Source organism: Lacticaseibacillus jixiensis, from assembly GCF_042847315.1.
GTDB classification, from domain to species: Bacteria; Bacillota; Bacilli; order Lactobacillales; family Lactobacillaceae; genus Lacticaseibacillus; species Lacticaseibacillus jixiensis.
In genome coordinates, this window is record NZ_BAAFPR010000003.1 from 175,863 (window position 1) to 196,262 (window position 20,400).

At 55.1% G+C, this 20,400-nt stretch carries 17 protein-coding genes and 1 riboswitch; of the genes, 8 read left to right on the forward strand and 9 right to left on the reverse strand.

Annotated elements, in window-relative coordinates:
• The 5 genes from ACGG90_RS03200 to ACGG90_RS03220 are packed head-to-tail and all read left to right on the forward strand — an operon-like array spanning window position 1 to window position 7,138.
• A complete protein-coding gene (locus tag ACGG90_RS03200; RefSeq protein WP_390405776.1) occupies window positions 1-1,119 on the forward strand; it encodes a glycosyl hydrolase family 88 in 1,119 nt (372 codons plus the stop codon).
• Window positions 1,113-1,922: a Cof-type HAD-IIB family hydrolase gene (locus tag ACGG90_RS03205; protein WP_390405779.1), complete on the forward strand. Its 810-nt coding sequence runs from the start codon at window positions 1,113-1,115 to the stop codon at window positions 1,920-1,922. The genes ACGG90_RS03200 and ACGG90_RS03205 overlap by 7 nt, the downstream gene beginning before the upstream one ends.
• Window positions 1,923-1,927: 5 nt before the next feature.
• Window positions 1,928-3,226 carry an RNA polymerase factor sigma-54 gene (gene rpoN, locus ACGG90_RS03210; protein WP_390405782.1) on the forward strand — a complete coding sequence of 433 codons (1,299 nt, stop codon included), beginning with the start codon at window positions 1,928-1,930 and terminating at the stop codon, window positions 3,224-3,226.
• 59 nt (window positions 3,227-3,285) lie between these two features.
• Window positions 3,286-5,385, forward strand: a complete 2,100-nt coding sequence (locus ACGG90_RS03215; protein WP_390405785.1) for an alpha-galactosidase — start codon at window positions 3,286-3,288, stop codon at window positions 5,383-5,385.
• The gene (locus ACGG90_RS03220) at window positions 5,372-7,138 is read left to right on the forward strand and encodes a DUF2264 domain-containing protein (protein WP_390405787.1); all 1,767 of its coding nucleotides are present in this window, start codon (window positions 5,372-5,374) and stop codon (window positions 7,136-7,138) included. The genes ACGG90_RS03215 and ACGG90_RS03220 overlap by 14 nt, the downstream gene beginning before the upstream one ends.
• 140 nt (window positions 7,139-7,278) lie before the next feature.
• Here ACGG90_RS03220 and ACGG90_RS03225 read toward each other — a convergent pair whose 3' ends face one another.
• The 6 genes from ACGG90_RS03225 to ACGG90_RS03250 all read right to left on the reverse strand — a co-directional run bounded on the left by ACGG90_RS03225 (window position 7,279) and on the right by ACGG90_RS03250 (window position 13,325).
• Window positions 7,279-8,742 (reverse strand): UDP-glucose--hexose-1-phosphate uridylyltransferase, encoded by a 1,464-nt coding sequence (locus ACGG90_RS03225; protein ID WP_390405789.1) that lies wholly within the window; start codon window positions 8,740-8,742, stop codon window positions 7,279-7,281.
• Window position 8,743: 1 nt separating this feature from the next.
• Window positions 8,744-9,736: a UDP-glucose 4-epimerase GalE gene (gene galE / locus ACGG90_RS03230; RefSeq protein WP_390405791.1), complete on the reverse strand. Its 993-nt coding sequence runs from the start codon at window positions 9,734-9,736 to the stop codon at window positions 8,744-8,746.
• 57 nt (window positions 9,737-9,793) lie between these two features.
• Window positions 9,794-10,960 (reverse strand): galactokinase, encoded by a 1,167-nt coding sequence (locus ACGG90_RS03235; protein WP_390405794.1) that lies wholly within the window; start codon window positions 10,958-10,960, stop codon window positions 9,794-9,796.
• Between the two features lie 14 nt (window positions 10,961-10,974).
• The gene (locus ACGG90_RS03240) at window positions 10,975-11,976 is read right to left on the reverse strand and encodes a LacI family DNA-binding transcriptional regulator (protein WP_390405797.1); all 1,002 of its coding nucleotides are present in this window, start codon (window positions 11,974-11,976) and stop codon (window positions 10,975-10,977) included.
• Between the two features lie 128 nt (window positions 11,977-12,104).
• On the reverse strand, window positions 12,105-12,701 hold the full coding sequence (locus tag ACGG90_RS03245; protein WP_390405800.1) for a L,D-transpeptidase: 597 nt from the start codon (window positions 12,699-12,701) through the stop codon (window positions 12,105-12,107).
• 156 nt (window positions 12,702-12,857) lie between these two features.
• Window positions 12,858-13,325: a Dps family protein gene (locus ACGG90_RS03250; protein ID WP_390405802.1), complete on the reverse strand. Its 468-nt coding sequence runs from the start codon at window positions 13,323-13,325 to the stop codon at window positions 12,858-12,860.
• A gap of 137 nt (window positions 13,326-13,462) precedes the next feature.
• On the opposite strand from ACGG90_RS03250, the gene ACGG90_RS03255 reads away from it, so the two are divergent.
• Both ACGG90_RS03255 and ACGG90_RS03260 read left to right on the forward strand, forming a co-directional pair.
• Window positions 13,463-13,945 (forward strand): TetR/AcrR family transcriptional regulator, encoded by a 483-nt coding sequence (locus tag ACGG90_RS03255; protein WP_390405804.1) that lies wholly within the window; start codon window positions 13,463-13,465, stop codon window positions 13,943-13,945.
• Between the two features lie 618 nt (window positions 13,946-14,563).
• Window positions 14,564-15,256 carry an aspartate/glutamate racemase family protein gene (locus ACGG90_RS03260; RefSeq protein WP_390405807.1) on the forward strand — a complete coding sequence of 231 codons (693 nt, stop codon included), beginning with the start codon at window positions 14,564-14,566 and terminating at the stop codon, window positions 15,254-15,256.
• Between the two features lie 52 nt (window positions 15,257-15,308).
• Here ACGG90_RS03260 and ACGG90_RS03265 read toward each other — a convergent pair whose 3' ends face one another.
• The 3 genes from ACGG90_RS03265 to ACGG90_RS03275 form a co-directional block, all read right to left on the reverse strand.
• The gene (locus ACGG90_RS03265; RefSeq protein ID WP_390405809.1) at window positions 15,309-16,559 is read right to left on the reverse strand and encodes an alpha/beta hydrolase; all 1,251 of its coding nucleotides are present in this window, start codon (window positions 16,557-16,559) and stop codon (window positions 15,309-15,311) included.
• A gap of 100 nt (window positions 16,560-16,659) precedes the next feature.
• The gene (locus tag ACGG90_RS03270) at window positions 16,660-17,511 is read right to left on the reverse strand and encodes an NAD(P)H-binding protein (protein WP_390405811.1); all 852 of its coding nucleotides are present in this window, start codon (window positions 17,509-17,511) and stop codon (window positions 16,660-16,662) included.
• Between the two features lie 50 nt (window positions 17,512-17,561).
• Window positions 17,562-18,596: an Mbeg1-like protein gene (locus ACGG90_RS03275; protein WP_390405813.1), complete on the reverse strand. Its 1,035-nt coding sequence runs from the start codon at window positions 18,594-18,596 to the stop codon at window positions 17,562-17,564.
• Window positions 18,597-19,019: 423 nt separating this feature from the next.
• A riboswitch (TPP riboswitch) is annotated at window positions 19,020-19,126 on the forward strand.
• Between the two features lie 409 nt (window positions 19,127-19,535).
• Here ACGG90_RS03275 and thiM point away from each other — a divergent pair.
• Window positions 19,536-20,339 (forward strand): hydroxyethylthiazole kinase, encoded by an 804-nt coding sequence (gene thiM / locus ACGG90_RS03280; RefSeq protein ID WP_390405816.1) that lies wholly within the window; start codon window positions 19,536-19,538, stop codon window positions 20,337-20,339.
• The last annotated feature ends 61 nt before the right edge of the window (window positions 20,340-20,400 follow it).

The window sequence follows — 20,400 nt, forward strand, 5'->3', positions numbered from 1 at the left end:
ATGTCAGACTATCAAGCATGGCTAGACGCCACATACGCTAAAATCGTTGCCAAAGTCACTGCCGAACTGGGCCGTTTGGGTGATTCTGCGATTCCATATATCGCGACCAATGACCGCTATGACGATATCGGTGCTAAAGATATCTGCTGGTGGACCAACGGCTTCTGGGGTGGGATCTTGTGGCAGCTGTATCATGCCACTGGAGATGAGCAATATGCCACTGCCGCCCGTGCCAACGAAGTGCGCCTTGACCAAGCCTTCTTGGAATTCAAAGGACTGCATCATGATGTTGGGTTCATGTGGCTGCCCACAGCAGTGGCGGATTATCGCCTGACCAAAGATGATCGCGCAATGCAGCGGGGCTTGCATGCTGCTGAATTGTTGGCGGGACGGTATAATCCGCGCGGCCAATTCATTCGGTCATGGAACCGCGATCGCGCCGGGTGGGTGATCATTGACTCGATGTTTAATATTCAACTGCTGTATTGGGCAAGCGATGCCTTAGGCGATCCGCGCTTTAAGTTCATTGCCAATGATCACGCTGACAAGGTCATGCACAACATTGTCCGCCCAGATGGCTCAGTGGCACATATTGCCGTTTTTGACCCGAATAACGGCGACTTGTTGGAGACGCTAGGCGGGCAAGGCTATGGCGTTGGCTCGAGTTGGTCACGCGGCCAGGCTTGGGCGATCAGCGGGTTTGCCTTGGCCTATGCCCACACCAAAAATCCGGCTTATTTAGCCACCGCCAAGCGAGTGGCCAATTACTTCATCGCCAATGTTGCCACCACAGGCGATGTCCCGCTGGTGGATTTCCGCGCACCAAAGACGCCGGTATTGATCGATACTTCGGCTAGTGCCTGTGCGGCTTGTGGCATGTTGGAAATTGCCAAACATGTGCCAGCACTTGAGCAGTCGTTGTATATCGATGCTGCCATTAAGATGCTGCAAGCAATCGATGCCAAGCATACCGATTGGGATTTGGCCCATGATGGAATCGTCACTGATGCGACAGCGGCATACCATGATCAAGTGGTTGAGCAGAAGATCATCTATGCTGATTATTACTTCATTGAAGCGATCTTGCGGTTGCGGCAACAGGATTTCTTGTTATGGTAAGGTATCAAGCGATTGCCGTGGATTTAGACCATACCTTATTGCAGCCTGATGGCGGAATCTCTGCTGCCAATCGCACCGCTTTGGCTGCCGCTAGCGCCGCTGGGTGGGCGGTGATCATTGCTTCCGGCCGCCGCCTTGATTCGATTCGCGAAATCAGCCAAATGCTGGCGCTGCCGGTGTATGTTGCCGGACTCAACGGCGCTTATGTGGTGGCGCCAAACCAGCGCGTGCTGGCTTCAGTACCTTTGGCGACCACTACAGCTATGGCGTTGTTTGACCTGGCTGCTGGCAGCGGTGTGAATGTCATTATGAACACGGCAAGCGGCACTTGGTATTTCCCGGGGAATACGGCGCTGGACGTACCGGAGTATATCACCCAGGCGGCAACGGCAACGGTAGTCACCAGCCGGATGCGGCTGACTGAATTGGCTCAAACCCACACAATTTATAAAGTGGCATATAACGGGACAGATCAAGTGGTGTTGCACCAGTTGGCCCAAGCTGCTCAAGCCTTGGTCGATCCGGTGTGGTCAGATGCCAATTATTTGGAGATGGCAGCGCCTGGCGTCAGTAAACTTTCCGGGCTAACGGCGGTGGCGCAAGACTTAAAGCTTGAGCTCAAGCAGTTCGTGGCTTGTGGCGATTACCTTAACGATTTGGCGATGCTGCGCGGTGTCGGCTTAGGCGTGGCAATGGCTAATGGGCTGCCTGTGGTGCAAGAAGCTGCGGATGTGGTCATTGATAATACGGCGTATGATGGGGTAGGACGAATCGTCACGAAATTATTGCAGAAAGCGGGGTGAACAGCATGGGGCAAGAGCTCGGGTTCCAACTGAATCAGAGTCAAAACCAGACGCTGAAGTTATCACAAGGCATGCGTCAGTCGATCTTGATGTTGCAGCTGGATGCAATCGATCTCACTGCCTATTTGCAAGAAGTCGCCTTAGAGAACCCATTGATCGACGTGCGCACCCGCCTTAGTGCCCCAGGCATCCCGGCTGGCACGCCAACTAGCGACAGCCCGCTTAAAGACCCGCATGCGTCGTTGTTTGATTATCTATTGGAGCAGGTGCAATTGACCATGCGCAAAACCCCGCTGCGGGCGTTGGTGATTTATTTGATCCAGCAGTTGGATCCGCGCGGTTATTTGCAAAGTGATGAAGCTGCAATTTGTCGAGAGCTGCAAATCGATTCCGTGATGTTTCTGGATGCGCTGACGCTGCTGCAGCGCCTGGATCCGCCAGGGGTTGGTGCCCGCAACTTACAAGAATGTTTATATTTGCAAGCTGAACAAGACCCGGATGCCGTACCAGAAGGCGTGTTGGATCTGCTTGAGGACCACTTTGATGATTTGGTTGCGCATCGTTATGACGCGATCAAGCAGGCGCTTCAGCTCAATTCAGCCGAACTTGAGGCGTGTTTGGCCTATATTCAGACGTTATCAGCAGATCCGGGTTTGCCGTATAACCATACGCAAACCGAATATGTGGTACCGGAATTGCGCGTGACGATCAAAGCCGGCAAGGCCAGCTTGCGCATCAATCGCCGCGGTCAGCCGGAGTTGATTTTTGCTCAGGAAACCTATACGCAGCTCAAAGCGTCCACCGACGCCGAGGTGCGCCATTACATCCGGCAAAAGCACGATCAATATCAATCGCTGGCTTATGCCATGCAGCGGCGTCAAGACACCTTGATGATGATCGGCCGGGAATTGGTGCACGCCCAATTTGCTTTCTTACAAGATCCTGCCACGCCGCTTGCGCCGCTGTTGCTGCGCGACATTGCCCAGCGCCTGCAGTTATCAGAGTCCACGGTGTCGCGGGCGATCAATGGCAAATACCTGCAGACGGATCATGGCGTTTTCCCATTGAAAATGTTCTTCTCCCGCTACAGTCCGGCCGCTGGCGGCCAGCAGCGTTCTACTGCCCAGCTGATCGCGGCTTTAAGAAAATTGGTGGCGCAAGAAGACACCGCGCATCCCCTTAGCGATGCGGCTTTGGCCAAAGCATTGGTGGCACAAGGATTCACCGTGGCCCGGCGCACCGTAGCCAAGTACCGCCAAGAAGCAGGCATCGCCGCCGCCCATGTGCGCAGGACCAACGTATAACCGACACGGGCCGAAGCACTTGCTTCGGCTGTTGCTGTATCTAAATGATGGAGGCATTGATGACGACAAAGTGGCATTGGCTTGAACTTAACGAAACGCTGGTGGGCTATGGCATTGACCAAACAACCCAACAAGTCGGCTGGACGTTGGTACCCAAAGCGCTGGCTGATCAAATTGCAACGCGCAGTCAACCAGTTGATTCACTGGTGCAAATCGCCTTGCGCGGGGATGCTGCGGCCAAAGGCTTCTTGAATGGCATGAGTATGCACAACAGCCAAACCACCACGCAATTGCGTTACGTGGATCAGCAAGTGCAAGACACAGCCGACCGGCGCCAGGTGATCACCACTTTAAGCGGGCCTTGCGGACTGACGATCCAGCATATCGTCACTAGTATCACAGGCCAACAGGCGCTGACGGTGGCGGTGCGTGTGGTTAATCACGGCGCTAAATCAGTTGTGATCGAACACCTGGACAGTTTCTGTCTCAGCCGCTTGTCGCCTTTGCAAGACCACAACCAGCCAGGCGATTTGCTGATGACCCGGTATGCCAGCAAGTGGGCCCAAGAAGCCCGTTTGCAAACGGCGCCAATTGAAGCACTGGGCTTAGAGCCGAGCTGGAAGCCGTCTGGGGCCAGTACGGTGCGCTTTGGTCAAATCGGTTCCATGCCGGTGCGCGGCTTTTTCCCGTATGTGGGGGTGCTTGATCGCCGGCATCAAGTGGCTTGGGCCGTGCAATTAAGCACGCCGACGTCTTGGCAAATCGAGGCGTTTCGCAAACAAGATGATTTGGTGTTGTGCGGGGGCTTGGCTGATGCTGAGTATGGTCATTGGCATTATCTGCTCAAGCCTGGCGCTGCTTTTGTCACACCAGAAGCACGTGTGGCAGTCGGCGTCGGCAGCGTGGCGCAAGTCAGCCAGGCACTGCCTAAGCTGACTCAGCTTAAATTGCAGGCGCGCCACCTTGAGGATGGCGAATCGCTGCCCATTATCTATAACGAGTTCTGCGCGTCATGGGGTCACCCCACGCAAGCGGCGTTAACAAAAGTGTTGCCATTATTGGCGGCACATGGTGTGCGCTATGTGGTGATCGATGCCGGCTGGTATGCCAATGCTGCAGGGGCTTGGGAAGCTAACGTCGGCGATTGGCAAGTCAACGCGACGCAATTTCCTGATGGCTTGCAAGCGTTATGCCAGCAGATCCGAGCAGCGGGGCTGGTGCCAGGGTTGTGGTTTGAGCCGGAAACCGTGGGCAAAGACGCTGACGCCAATTTGCAAGTCGCGCATCTCTTACATAAGAATGGCCAAGTGATCCAAGCGGGCACGCGGCGCTTTTGGGATATGACTGATCCTTGGGTGCAAGCTTATTTGCACGAGCAAGTCTTGGGCTTGTTGCAGCGCTGCGGATTTGGTTACCTTAAAGTGGATTACAACGACAATATTGGCGTTGGTTGTGATGGTGCAGACAGCCTTGGTGAAGGCTTGCGCCAGCAAGGACTGGCCGCACAAGCTTTTGTGGATCGGCTGCGTGAAGCAATGCCGGAATTGGTGATCGAAACTTGTGCTTCAGGCGGCCATCGGCTGGAGGCATCATGGCTGGATCGCAGCGATATGGCGTCTTTTTCCGATGCACATGAAGCAGTGTGCCTGCCGTTGATCGCAGGCCAGCTGCATGCGCTGATGCTGCCGCAACAAGCCCAGATCTGGGCGGTGCTGCGCGCCAAAGATGACACCCAGCGCTTGAGTTACAGTTTGGCGGCGACGTTTCTGGGGCGGATGTGTTTGTCTGGGGATGTGGCGGCCTTGACGCCGGCGCAATGGGCGGTGGTGGATGCGGCGATCGCCTTTTATCAGCACTTGCCAGCGCTGCTTAGAAACGGGGTATCAACACGCTATGGTCAAGCGCCTTTAAGCTATCAGCAGCCAACTGGCGCGCAGGTGATCAGGCGGGCAACTAAGACGCAACAGGTGCTGGTTTATCATCGTTTCGGCGGGGTGGATACGCCGCTAAGCGTTGCAATAGATCATCAACACTGGCAGGTAAAAGCGACCTTTGGCAGCTCGGCTTCGGTGAGCCAAACCGCCACTGGCTTTTGCTTTGCGGCGTTGCCATGGACGGCTTGTGCACTATATTTGGAGGCCAGTGATGCTCAAGACTAAAGCGGATTTAAGAAATTGGTTGGATACCATGTTGCCAACGGATCAGGCCTATCTTACGCAAGCCGGCGGTGCGTATTTGGCGTCGATTCGGGAATTTGAGGCGGTATGTCGGCCGCTATGGGCTTTGGTGCCGCTGGCTTGTGGGAAGACGCCATTAACGGCGGTGGAAGCCGCGGCCAAGCAGCGCTTTGTGGCAATGGTTACCCAGCGCCGCTTGCCTGAATTAACCACCAATAATCGTCAAATCGCCGTGGAGTTAGGCGTGATCGGTTATGCGCTAGGCATATACGGTCAGCGCTTCTTGGACTGGTTTGCGCCGGCAGATGCCGACTATTTCTGCCAGTGGCTAACCGGGATCAATCAAATCCAACTGCCTAAAGGGAATTGGTATTTCTTCTTGGTGTTGGTCAATACCGGCTTGGCTCATTGTGGTAAGCCTTGCGATATGGCAAAAGCCACCTGGGCATTGCAGCAAATTGACCAGATGTATTTAGGTCACGGCTGGTATCGTGATGGCGACACGGCGCAAAGTGACTATTATGTGCCGTTTGCCTTTCACTTCTACGGGTTGTTGTATGCTAGCATGGTACCAGCAGATGGGGCGCGGTTTATTCAACGCGCAGCTGAGTTTGCACCGCAGTTTGTGGGTTGGTTTGATGGCAGCGGTCGTTCGGTGCCATTTGGGCGCAGCTTGACGTATCGCTTCGCACATGTGGCATTCTTCTCTGCACTAGTCACGACAGGTGCTTATCGGCAAACTGCGTTATCGTTGGGGCAGTGCCGCGGGCTGATTTTGCGTCATTTGCGCTGGTGGCAGCAGCAGCCGATCATCACGCCAGGGACGCATAACCTATCGATCGGCTATGGATATGCCCAACAGTTGATGAGCGAAGACTATAATGCACCTGGCTCGCCAATGTGGGCGTTTAAGGCGTTGATCTTGTTGGCATTGGATGCTGATGCGGCTTTTTGGCAAGTGCCGGAAGAAGCGCTGCCCAGCTGCGTTGCCGCTGATCAGCGCGAAGCCGGGATGTTGGTGCAGCAATCGCCGGCGCAAACGACCTTGTTGTCCAGCAAACAGTATGCGGCTAACGGCGACTTGTACCATTGGCGTGAGAAGTACACCAAGTTTGCGTATAATTCGTACTTTGGGTTCAACATTGGCCGTGCTGGTGACAGTTTAGGGGCCCAGGCGGTGGATTCAACGCTGCTGCTGGCACCAGCAGGCAGTAACTTATGGCAAACGCGCGGCGCGATCACCGATTCCATCCAGCATGCGCGCTATAGCATCGCTTGGTGGCAGGCGCCGCTGGGGGTGCGCGTCATCACCTATCTCATCCCGGTGGCGGCTGCGGTGCATATCCGCATTCATATCATCAAGACGCCGCAAGCGCTTGATACGGCAGAAGGCGGTTTTCCTTTAGCGGATTACAATCGCAAATATCATCAGCCATTGGTTACTGCGACAAGCTGTTGTTTAACTAATGCCTATGGGCAAAGCATGATCCAACGCTTGGACCAGCGGACGCCGCAGATGATCACTCAAGGGCCGAATACCAATTTGTACAACGCAGAGAAGAACGCCGTACCGGCTTTGGTGGCGACTTTGCCAGCAGGCCGGCATGTGTTAGGCTGCGTGGTAAGCGCGGTGCCACAAGGGGACTTGCCACAAGTGGCGGTGACGCTAACTGAAACGCACCAAGGGTTGCGGGTGATGATCGACGGGCAAGCTTTGTTGCTGCCGCTGGATTAGTTGCTTGGCTTGCCAGCAAACCCTTGGTATAACTGAGATGAGGCCAATTGTTTCACGTGAAACAATTTGATCATGTCTGCCAAACCACACGAAAACAGGCGCCGCCACCAGCTTCATGCTGATGACGGCGCCTGTTTGAACTATAGGGTTTCAATAAAGCGGGCAAACGCGGCCTGACCGGCTGGCGTTTGTTTGAACACCCCGGCGTCTTCTAACACCCGAGCGAACACGCGGCCCACGGCTTGGCGCAGCTGTGCTTCAGCGGTGGCTGCTTGCCAAGTTTGGCTGGCTTTGAGCTGGTCGGCCCAAGGCTGATGCATGGCGGCGATGTGGTTAGGCTGATCCAGCAGGTACTTGCGCACTTCAGCCAGTTCTTGCAACAGGCGCGCCGGCAAGATCGCCAGGCCCATGACTTCGATCAAGCCGATATTTTCCTTCTTGATGTGCTGTACGTCTTGATGCGGATGGAAAATGCCGTCAGGATACTCGGCAGAAGTTTGGTTATCGCGCAACACCAGATCCAATTGATATGCGTCGCCAACCCGCCGGGCGATCGGGGTAATGGTGTGATGCAAGGTGCCATCAGCAGCCACGGCTTTGATTTGCACGGCAGGATCAGAATATTTGGCCCATGCGGCGCGGATGTGTTCGGCAGCGTGAACCAATTGCGTGCGGTCATCAGCTGTTAAGCGGATCACGCTCATCGGCCAATGCACGATCCCGGCTTGCACCGCTGGGTAGTCAGCTAAGGCAAAATCGTGTGCGATCGGCGCTTTGGCCATGGCGAAGGTGTGACGCCCGCCTTGGTAGTGTTCATGCGCCAGCATCGAGCCGCCAACGATCGGCAGATCTGCATTGGACCCGACAAAATAATGCGGGAACATCGTCACCAGATCCAATAAGTTGGCGAAAGTCTGGGCGTTGATATGCATCGGTTCATGCACCGCGTCTAGGAAAATCGCATGCTCATTGAAATATGCATAAGGCGAATACTGAAAGCCCCAAGTGCGTCCAGCCAAGGAGAAGCGGATGATGCGGTGGTTGGCGCGCGCCGGGTAATCCAAGCGGCCGGCATAGCCTTCATTCTCCATGCATAATTGACAAGCCGGGTAGCCGGATTTAGCGGCTTTGGCGGCTGCGGCAATAGCTTTAGGGTCTTTCTCCGGCTTGGATAAGTTGATGGTGATTTCCAAGTCGCCATAGTCAGTTGGCGTGGTGAAGGCGATGTTCTTGGCGATGGCGCGGGTTTGAATGTAGTTGTTGGCCCGCGACAAGTTGAAGAACCAGTCGGTGGCAGCTTTAGGCGCGGCTTGATATAACTGCCAGAAATGAGCGTTGGCGACACTAGGCGTCGGGGTGCCTAAAGCCATCAGCTCCGCTTCCAGGATTTGGCGGCGCGGCAATAAGTCTTCGATTGCACCGTTATCACAAGCGGCTTGCACCAAGGCGTCGAGGTTAGCCAATGGGTCTTGGGCTGCCGGTACGGTTTCAGCGGCGTCGCCGACCAGGTTGCGCACGCGGTTAGTCAAGTAAATGCGATCCAGCGGCGTCAAGGCAGCATTAAGTTGTAAGCAGTAATCAACGTGAGCTTGGATTGCATTCATTTTACTTATCGCCGAACCCTTCTGGATGACTTTGATGCCAGTTCCAAGCTGTGGCAATGACTTGTTCCACATTATCAAACTTCGGCTGCCAGCCTAAGATCTTGCGGGCCTTGTCGCTGGCGGCGATCAGCGTGGACGGATCGCCTGGGCGCCGCGGGCCGATCTTAGCGGGGATCGGTTGGCCGGTGACTTTGCGCGCGGCGTTTAAGATCTCTAAGTTCGAGAAGCCGGTGGCAGAGCCTAAGTTGAAGGCGTCAGACGCGTTGCCGGCATCAAGGTATTGCATCGCCAAGATATGCGCGTCGGCCAAGTCCACCACATGCACGTAATCGCGGACGTTGGTGCCGTCTTTGGTCGGGTAGTCGTCGCCGAAGATCTGCAAGTTGTCGCGAGTGCCGGCAGCGGCTTGCAAGATGATCGGGATCAAATGGGTTTCTGGATGGTGATCTTCGCCAATTGAGCCATCAGGCATGGCGCCGGCGACGTTAAAGTAGCGCAGCGCCACGAACTTAATGCCATAAGCGACATCAGCCCACTTGATGATCTTCTCCATGGCCAGCTTGGATTCGCCATAAGGGTTGGTTGGGACTTGTGGATCGGATTCTTTGATCGGCACCGTCTTTGGTTCGCCGTAAGTGGCGGCAGTGGAAGAGAAGACGATTTTGTTAATGCCGAATTGATGCATGGCTTCCAGCAAGGTGATCATGCCGCCGGTGTTGTTGTCGAAGTACTTCAGCGGATCTTTCATCGATTCCGGCACAATGGAGAAGGCGGCGAAGTGAATGATCCCGTCAATTTTTTCTTGGGAGAAGACTTGGCTTAAGAAGTGGTAGTCGCGAATGTCGCCTTGATAAAAGCGCGCTTTAGGATCCACGGCGCGGCGATGGCCGGTGATGAGGTTGTCTAAAACCACAACGTCTTGGCCAGCTTTAACCAGTTGGGCTACGGTGTGGCTGCCGATATAACCGGCGCCACCAAGAACTGCAATTGTCATTAAAGAATAACTTCCTTTCTGGGAATGGGGATGAAACAACAGGTATTAATTAACGAATTAAGCTAACTGCTTAGGGCCATCAGCGATTTCTGCGACGTAAAAGTCTGCATCGTAACCGATCGCTTGCTTGTAAGCTGCACCAACGGCTTGTTTAACCGCGTCAACGTTGGCTTTGTTGACAATGGCAATGGCGCAGCCGCCAAAGCCGGCGCCAGTCATGCGCGCCCCTAAGACGCCAGGTTGTTGCAAGGCGGTTTGGACCAAGGTGTCCAGTTCCACCCCGGTGACTTCATAGTCATATGCCAAGCTGACACCAGAAGCGGATACCAAATGGGAGAAGGTGGTCAAGTCGCCGGCTTTTAAGGCGGTGACGGCTTTCAAGGTGCGCTGGTTCTCCCACACGGCATGGCGGGCGCGGCGGATCAAAGTCGCGTCGTAGATCAAGTAGCTGTTTTGATCGAATGTGTCTTCATCCAAGTCGCCTAAAGACTGAATGTCCAGCTTGGTTTGCAAGCGGCGCAAGGCTTCTTCACATTCGGCGCGGCGTTCGTTGTACTTGGAATCAGCCAGTTCGCGGCGCTTGTTGGTGTTCATGATCAAGATCACGTTATCACCTAAAGCCACCGGCACTGATTCGTATTCCAAGGTGTTGGTGTCCATGAAAGTGGCGCGATCGGCTTGGCCCATGCCAATGGCAAATTGATCCATGATCCCGGAGTTGACGCCGATGTAGTCATTCTCGACAGTGCGGCCGAACTTGATCAAGTCCAGCATCGAGAAGGCCAAGTTGAACTCGGCTTTCAGGATCGAGCCAGCCAATAATTCCAAAGAGGCCGAAGACGACAGCCCGGCACCATTAGGTAAGTTGCCATAGATGTAGATGTTTAAGCCGTGGTCTAATACCGCGCCGTTTTGCAACAGCACGCGGGCCATGCCTTGGAAATAATCGCTCCAGCGGCCGGCTTTAGGGGTATCCAGTTCACTTAACGGGATTTCGATGATGCCATTTTGTGCGAAGTTTGCGGAATACAGGCGCAAGGCGTTGGCGTCGTTGGCGCCGACACAAGCGTAAGTGCCTAGTGAAATCGCACAAGGGAAAACGTGGCCGCCATTGTAGTCGGTGTGCTCACCGATCAAGTTAATGCGGCCAGGGGCGAAGAAGGTCGCCGTCGGGGCGGTGTTGAATGTCTTAGTGAAGCCGGTAGTCAATTGCGTGGTATCCATAAAGTAACTCTCCTTTAACTTTGGCGAAGCTGCAATGTACTAGCGATAGTCAACTTCAACGGCTGAGTGTAAACTCGGCCAATGATATCCTTCAATAAATGCACCGCCGCTTGGCCCATTTCTTGTGTGGCCACATGTACGGTGCTTAATGCCGGAGTCAAATAGCGGCCCACGGCTAAGTCATTAAAGCCAATGACGCGTACCTGCTCAGGCACGCTTAAGCCTTGTTCTTGCAAGGCCTTGATCGCGCCAATAGCCATGGTGTCATTGGCGACAAACCAAGCACTGGGCCGCTTAGCTGCAGGCGTTTGCGTCAGGTATTGGCGCATGGTTTGATAGCCGCTTTCGGTGGTAAAATGCCCACTGATCACTTGCGGCTGATGGCCGCCGGCAGCCACCACGGCACTTGAGAACAACGCCGGGCGCAAGTCGTGCAGCGGTAAGTTGTCGCTGGTGGTTTCTACCCCGGCCAGCATGCCGATGCGCTGATGGCCGGCTTGCACAAACAGCTGCGCAATGGCAGTCAACGGGGCGGTGAAGTCCGGCACGACACAGTTCACGCCAGCGCCAAGCACATCTTGATCGATCACCACCAACGGCAAATTCAGCGCTTGAAAAGCCGTCAGCTGTTTGTGCGAATATTTCCCAATGGCGATCAGCCCCACCAGCGATTCGGCGTCAGGCAAGGCGTCGCCTGGGAAAACGCGGACCAAATCAAAGCCGTCTTGGGCCAATTGATTCTCGACGCCCCAGCGAATGGCGCGGTAATACAAATCGCCGGTTTCATCGGCGACACTGACCCAAGGCAGGATCGCCACGGTACCGGCAGGTGTGGTGGCGGCGCGTTGATGTTTGGTGTAATTGAGGCTTTCTGCTGCGGCAAAGATCCGCTGGCGGGTGTCGGCGGCCACAGACAAGGTGGTGTCGCCGTTTAAGACCCGGCTGACGGTGCCGACAGACACAGCCGCGAGTTCTGCAATATCTTTGAGTGTTGCGATCAGATGGTCACCTCCCATGTATCCGGATTCATTGTACCACGGTGCTGGTAAAAGTTTAACTAATTTAGGGTAAAAAGTTTACTTAACGAGCAGCTGAGCATGTGCTGCGCTAAAAAAACCAAGCGACGGCCATCGCTTGGTACAATTTATTTAATAATCACTGTGGTGCCGTTGGGAACGTGCTGGTTGATCCAGTGCGCATCAGGAATACTGAGGCGTACGCAGCCGTGTGAGCTGGGCTTTTTGCCGAGGTATTGGGCTTCTTTGCGGATGTAGTGACCGGCTTCATCGGTAGGCACGGTGTGAAATAAGTAAGTGGTGTCTTTGAAGCTGGTCCAATACTTGGCACCCATGCGTTCATGCGGATTGTAGAAGTGCGCACCGCGGTCAATGATGTGAAAGGTGCCATGCGGCGTGGAATCATGCATCCCTGTGGAGCAATACATGGTGTACACCAACTGATCGTGTTGGGTGATGTAAACGCGCTGCTTGGCGAGACTGACAGTTAAGGTAATGGGGTTTTGCGTCGTGATCGTGGGGTAGGCCTTGGTTTCAGACGGTTTGGTCCAATCGATCACAGCCGCTTTGGCCTTGGCTTTGCGACTGGTTGAAGCGGCGACTTTGGCCGAGCTTGTACTCGAAGCCTGGCGAGTGCTGGTTGTATGGTTTGCTGTACAGCCGCTGCCCATGACGATGATCACCAGGATCATCAAGGCGGTGAGCCATTGTTGTTTGCGCGACATAATTTCCTCCAATGTGCCTGATATTGTTATGCTATCACGGCAACTACGCCACTGTACACCACTAGGCCATAAGTTAATGGTAATGCAATGTTATTATAATGCACGAAAAAAACGCCTTTGTCCCGCAGCAAGGGGCAAAGGCGCGAGCATGAATGGTTATTCGTCGATTTCTGGCGCGTGGCCGCGTTGGGCTTGCAACATCCAGATGCGCTTTTCGATCAAGGAGTGGCCAGCGATCAATAAGTCTTGAGTGGAGTCGTCGCCTTCTTGGCCAGCCGTTTCGATGCCTTCTTGGTAAACTTTTTCTAAGTGGCGGTAGCCGGCAACCAGGTGCGCAAAGCGCTCTTCCATGCTGGCTTCGAAGCTGCCAGGGATGGATTGAATACCGGTGTGCGAAGCGAAATCTTCCAACGTCGAATACGGGGCGCCGTCGATGGTGATCAGCCGTTCTGCGATTTCATCGAGCTGATCATTGATCTCATCTTGATAGTCATCCATCAACGGATGCAGGAACAGAAATTCCGGACCGCGCATGTACCAATGTGTTTGATGGATCACCGCTGCCATTTGCGACAGATCGGCGACTAGCTGGTTCAAAATCGTCTTGGTTTGCGGATATTGCATAGCGACCTCCTTGGCCATACAGGCCAGACCTTAGCGACATTGTCCTAACGCTTTAATTATATACGCGTGCTAGGATAGTTGGCAAAACATAGCACAAAAGGCTACACTATAAGCAGCATCTTCAAGGAGGGGTAATTGTGACTGATCTGCGCACGCGCCGCACCCTTGCGGCCATCGATCGCAACATGTACGCCTTGATGGCCACCCATGGCTTTGCTGCCATTAATGTGACCATGATTTGTTCGGCGGCCAACATCACGCGCTCGACTTATTACCAATATTATCTGGATAAGAACGACTGGTTGGAGCGTGCTTGTGGCCATTATTTATTGGTCGCAGAGCAAACGGCGCTTGAGCTTGACGATGTGACGCCGCTGGTTTCGCGCCTGGCGCCAGAAGCCAAGCGGGTGTTGGCGCTTTTGGCGGTGCATGATCCAGCCGGTGACTTGGCTGAGCAGCTGCATGAGTGGTTTGCCGGCGCTTTTGGTCAAGGCTACTTGGCGCAGGTTTACGCCGCAGCGGCTGTGACCACCTTGCAGTGGCAGCTGGCGCATCCTAAAGACCGCGACGCGGCACAGCATTTTGCGCAAATCGTGGCGCAGTTGCAAACCAATGCTTAAACATATTACCGGGCATCTCCTTACACGCAAGGGGTGGCCGGATTTTTTTTCGCAAGAAAATACCGCACAGCTAGCGGACTGTGCGGCACGATGACATTGAACCAATTTGATGACCACAGTATAACACACCGGATAACAGCTTTGGCAAATTGGCTTCTAGCCAACCTCATCCTGCCTTACACTCCGCCCTAAACCCGATTTGTTCCGCTCTGGTCGTCGTCGAGCTGCGTGGCGCATCGCGGGTGCAGTTAGCTACACCAGCGAACTCGAGGCAAAGAGCGCCTCAAGTACGCTGGTTAGGCTACCTGACCCGCTCAAGCGCGCCACTCCGCTCTGGTTATCGTCGAGCTGCGCAAAGCAACGGGCTTGCGTGTAAGTCATGACGCCGCTTGGGCCAAGTACGCCCAAACGTCATCCTGCCTTACACTCCGCCCTAAAACCGCTTTGCTCCGCTCTGGTTATCGTCGAGCTGCGCAGCCCAACGCGGCGTGATATAAGCCGTGACGCCAATTGGGCAAAGAGCGCCCAACTGTCATCCCGCCTTATATCCACCGCTAAGTGCGGGCTGCTCCGCTTTGGTGTGCTACAATCAAAGCAAAAACGTGAGAAGGCACGATTATGCAAACAATTGGGTTACTCGGCGGCATGAGCTGGGAAAGTACCGTTACTTATTATCGGATCATCAACGAATACGTCCAACACAAGCTTGGTGGGGTGCATTCGGCCAAGATGGTGATCACCAGCGGCGACTTTGCTGAATTGGCGGCGCTGCAAGAGCGCGGCGAGTGGGATCAAGCGGCCGCTTGGCTGAGCGAACAGGCCCAAGCGTTGCAAGCCGCCGGGGCGGATTTCATGATCATTGGCGCCAACACGATGCACAAAGTGGCCCCGCAACTAACGCAAGCCGTTAAGCTGCCGCTGCTGCATATTGCTGACGCAACGATCGCTGCTTTGCACCAAGCCAACATCACTCGCGTCGGATTGCTTGGCACTAAGTACACGCTGACGCAGGCATTCTACAAAGACCGCATCAGCGCTGCCGGCATCGACGTGCTGACGCCTGATGCCGCCGAGATCGAAGTCGTCAATTCGATCATTTATGATGAACTTTGCGCCGGTAAAATTGTTTCTGCCTCGAAGCAAACTTTGTTGGATCTGATCGCCCAAATGCAGGCCCAAGGCGCACAAGGCGTCATTCTGGGCTGCACGGAATTGGATCTGCAGGTGCAACCTGAAGATGTAGCTTTGCCGGTGTTTGATACCACTGAGATCCATGCCAAAGCCGCCGCAGCGCGCGCATTGGCTAACTGAACACAACATCAAAGCAGCCGTTGCGGGAACTCGCAACGGCTGCTTTGATGTTTTAGGCGCGTTTGTTCAGCCACGCATCTAACTGTTTGCGCACCGCTTGGGCTTGCGGGGTGTGGCCTTTTTCAAAGGTGTGGCCGAGCTGTGCTTCACTGCGCGCAAACCAAACCAGGGTGCACGGCACAGCCAAGGCTTGGAGTTTGGTCGCCAGGCGCTTGGCTTGATCGTAGAAGGTGCCGTGGTTGCCATCAGACAAGAATACCGGCGGCCAAGCTGCCGACACACGCGGCAAGACGTCCATCGCCGCCACGCTTGAGGCGTGCTTGAGATCGTCGACACCGGCGTACAAGCGGCCCATGTGCGTGAACAAGTAGTCAGTTTTCAATCCATGCGTGACGCCGAATTGGCTGATATCCAGCAGCCCCGAGGCAAAAATGACCCCGGTCAGTTGCGTGGGTGATACGACTTGGGGAATGGCGCAAGTCGCGGCCCAAGCCGGATCGCATTGGGCATTGATGAATTGGCCAACCAAGCTCGCCCCGGCGCTAGTGCCACCAAATAACAACTGATCCATCGGCACTGCCAAAGCTTGCCGGTGGGCTTGCAGAAATTGCACCGCCTCAACCAGCTGCTGCAAGGCCACAGGATGCGATGATTGCGGGGTGCGGGCGTAGTCGATTTGTGCCACGGTGTAGCCATGGGCCAACAGTTGATGCTGATAAGTGCCGGGACCGTCTTTGACTAACGTTTCCGGTTTAGGCAAGTTGCCCCATAAGAAGCCGCCGCCATGGACCAGCAGCGCCGTTTTGCCATTGGGGTGCGCTGGGTAGTAAAGATCCAAGGTACTTTGAGGCCGCTTACCATAGACGACGTTTTGGATGTAGCGGGTGCCGTCGCTTAAACAGCCGCTGGTTTGCGCGCCAGCTGGTGGCGCCAAGCGGCCTTGGGCCATGCGAGCAAGCCGCCAAGCCGGGGCAAAGCGCATGCTGCCGTAATCCAGCGCCAATACTAGCCAGCCCGCCACCACCAGCCACACCACCGGCAGCTGCCATGCGATATGAACCAAGCTGATCAAGGCCGCAAGCCATGCGGCGCAACCGGCTAGCGTCGTCGCCCACCAACGCGTGGTGGCCAAGGTCAACACTGCAGCCGCGCCGAGCAAGCCGATGATCCACCAAGGTTGCGCAGCGGCCCAAGCGAGAATGGTCAACACCAGAAATAACCCGCCGATCAAGCGCGTGTGGTTAACGAGATACCACAGCCCCGCGGCGCCGATCAGCGCCCAAATACCAAAGAATAATTGCACGACAACCGCCTCCGATTGACTATAAGGCTAAGCATTCGCTCACAGTCGGTCAATCACATCCTTGCAACAAAAAAACAGGCCTTTGCGACCTGTTGCTTGATTATTGGTGAAGGACTTCCTGTACGGCATCAGGCAAGGCAACCAGCGGATGGCCTAAGACAGTTGCCAGATCGTTGCTGGTCGGCTTAAGCCCGCCTTGACGGATCAGCGTTTGAAAACTGGCGATCAATTCGGCAGCCGATTGGGGCAGGCCGACTTTGACTAAGCCTGTTGCGTATTCGGCGTCAGAAACTTGGTGCACGTTGACGTTGTCGCCAATGGCTGCGGCCAAATCAGCGTAAGTGTGCGGGGCACCGGCGAATTCATAAACTTCTTTAGGGTTTGGCGTGGTCATCACGATTGCGGCGGCTTCGGCGTATTCGCGCTCCAAAGCCCAGCCTGCTTGGCCATCTGCGGCAGCATAAACGAATGGCTTGCCAGCCGCGCCGGCTTTTAAGGTGCTGAGTTCGTTCTCTAAGTACCAGTTGTTGCGCAAGTTGCTATGGGCGATGCCGGAAGCAGCCAAGGCCAGCTCTGTGGCTTTGTGATCGGCGGCCAAAGCAGCTGGATTGTGCTGGGCGTCAGGGAAGCTGGTGTAGGCGATGTATTGCACACCAGCGGCTTTGGCAGCGTCGATGACGTTGCGGTGTTGCTGTTCGCGAGAAACGGCTTGGCCAGGTTGGCCGGAAATGAACAACAAGCGGTCGATGCCGGCCAAAGACTCAGCCAGCGATTGCGGGTTGGTGTAGTCGCCGATGCGCACAGTGACGCCAGCCGGCACGATCTTGGCAGCCTTCTCCAAGTTGCGGGCTAAGGCGATCAAGGCGTCACCTGGTTGTAAGCGCGCCTTCAACGCCTTAACGGCAACGCGGCCGAAGCGGCCGGTGACGGCGGTAATAGCATAAGTAGTCATAGTCATCCTCCTTGATTAATATACTTATTATAAATCAGTAAAATGCCAAGTCAATGCCGTAATGTTGCCAGTACCGCCTTGGCCAATCCATCTGCCACAGCGCGCCAGGCGGCATGATCGTCGGCACTGGTGGTGTGCAGCCCCGCCAGAATCGCTTTGGCAGACTGTGTCGGAGTGGCGGTCAGCTCTGAGAAAGTTGCGGCATCAGTTTGGCTCAGGACTTGATAAATCGCATCTAAAGCCTGTTGTTTCGTGGTGTCGTCTAGCGCATCCAACCAATTTAGTAAAAGCGCCTGCAATTGCTGGGAGCGGCGGCTGGTGGCGGGCAGATATTCGAAGTCGCGGGCGCGAATCGGCCAAGACAATAAGTCGTGTTGCCGCCAGCCGCGGGCGTTGCTGGTCACCACGCCAAAATCTTGCCCAGGCTCCAAGATCATCCCGACCACCGAAGCTTCCGGCACCAGCTTGAGCAGCTTGGGGTCGTGGTGAAGCTGGCGCAATCCGGGCCCATCGAAGTTGTAGACGTATAGGACATTTTTTTGCAAGGCGGGTTCGGCGTTCACGTAAGCATAGGCGGCCAGCGTCCCACCTTTGGAATGGCCGCCGAGGTAGTAAGTGCCAGGGTGTTGCGTATAAACTGTGGCAAAATACGCCAAAGCTGCTTGTTGCGACGGGATCGCCGCCAGGAACGTCATGTTGAAGTCTTCTTTCCAGTCGACGAAGCTGGCGCGGGTGCCGCGATAACTCACGTAATACAACTGCGGCGCCAGGGCAAAAGTCACCGCCGAGAATTCTTGTTGGCGATCCGCGTCCAAACGTGCCACTGGCGCCAACCACTGCACATTGCGATAGCGCGGGGATGCCGCTGCTGCGGCCAACAGTTGCCGATTGCCTGCTTCTTGCCAGGTGCCTTGCACCAAGCGAGCCTGTGCTTGCGGCGTTAATGAGCCCAGGCGTCCGCTGGTGTGCGGCGTAAAGGCACAATACGCTAGTTGCGCCAAAATCGCTGCATCAACCACGCTTAGCGGCGCTTCGGCAAAAGTGGCAGTGCCATATTCGTGAAGATAATCGATCATCGTGGCCATGTGCGCGGCCCCTTTCCGGTAGTTTCTGCGCATAGTGTACCACGGTTGCTCAGCAATCGGGTAGAACCGGACAGGCATTGCTCCGGCGCACGAGGAAGGCGTCGGCGCAGGCGGTGCGGCCGGCTTCAACCACGCAAAGTACGCGTGTTTTACGCCTAACTTTTGAGCTTTGCACTCGCCTGCGGCTCGCCTTACAAAGCTCAAAAGTTGCCGCGGGTGACATCGAGTAAGCCTCGCAAAAGGCGCGAGTCTCACTTGATGTCACCCGTTTCACGGCCTGACCGACGCCTTCCTCGTGCGCCTGCGCAACGCCTGTTCTCCAGTATTTGGATCAGGATTGTGATTTCTTTGGGAGAGTTCGCCGAAGAATCTAGATGGCGCTTCCAGTACAACTGTGTTATCCTAAAGCCAATTAAATAATTAATTGAACACTAGGGGCGCCGCCAGTAGCGGCCGAGATAAGCATACACTGCTTGGTCCCTTGGAACCTGTAAGTTAGGACTTGCGTAGGGAAGTGTCGTGAACTGTTTTTTTTCAGTAGCGTCGCAAATCCTGCGGCGCTATTTTTTGTGCCCAGAGCGAAGTGGCGCGCACTTAGCCGAGTACGATGGCGTAGCTAAATGTACCCGCATTGCGCCACGCAGCTCGACGAAGAAACCAGAGTGAAGCAGCCCGAACTTAGCGGTGGATATAAGGCGGGATGGCAGTTGGGCGGTTTTGGCCCAATTGACGTCACGACTTATATCACGCCGCGTTGGGCTGCGCAGCTCGACGAAGAAACCAGAGCGAAGCAAAGCGCATTTAGCGGCTGATATAAGATGGGATGACGCAAAGGCGTTCTTTGCCTTGGCGGCGTCACGGCTTATATCACTGCCGCGTTGCTTTGCACAGCTCGACGAAGCCCAGTCACAACAACGTTATCTCAAGGAGGAATGTTTTATGAATACTGAATTGTTAGCCCAATTGCAAACGACCCATCCGTTGGTGGTCAACTACGCCAATTTTGTCACACCCAACTTTGTTGCCAATGGCTTGAATGCCTTGGGTGCATCGCCGATCATGACGTTGGCTGAGGAAGAAGCGGATCAGTTGATGACTGCGGCCAACGCGCTAGTGATCAATATCGGCACCATCAACCACACCGACATGCCGCTGGTGTTGGCCTTGGCCGACGCGGCCAAAGCCCATGCCAAGCCGATCGTGCTTGATCCGGTGGCTGTTGGCGCGACCAGTTATCGCGCCGAAGCGGCAAAAAAGTTGCTGGAAGATTACCCGATCAGTGTGATTCGCGGCAATGCAGGCGAAATCGCGTTTTTGGCAGGCATTGAAGCCAACGCGAAGGGCATTGACGCCGGGGATGCTGCTGCGGCACCGGCTGAATTGGCGCAACATTGCGCGCAGAAGTACGGTTGCACCGTGGTGGTTTCCGGCAAAATCGACGCGATCGCCAGCGGCAATAATTTGGCGACGGTATATAACGAAACACCGTTGTTGCCAGCGGTGGTGGGTTCAGGCGACTTGTTGTCGAGCATCATCGGCGCGTACGCAGGCTTGACCGATGACTACTTTGCCGCTGCTTTAATGGGTGCCGCAACGCTTGGGGTTGCTGGCGAACAGACTGCAGCAAAGTTGGAAGCGACGCAAGGCGGGACTTTTGCGGCCCAGCTGTTGGATACTTTGGCGACATTAGATGTTGAGAAACTCAACACACTGACCCGCTACGAAGCCGCTCGCCGTGCCTAGAAACCAGAGCGGAACAGCCCGAACTTAGCGGGTCAGTTAGCCTAGCCATCGTGCTTGGGAT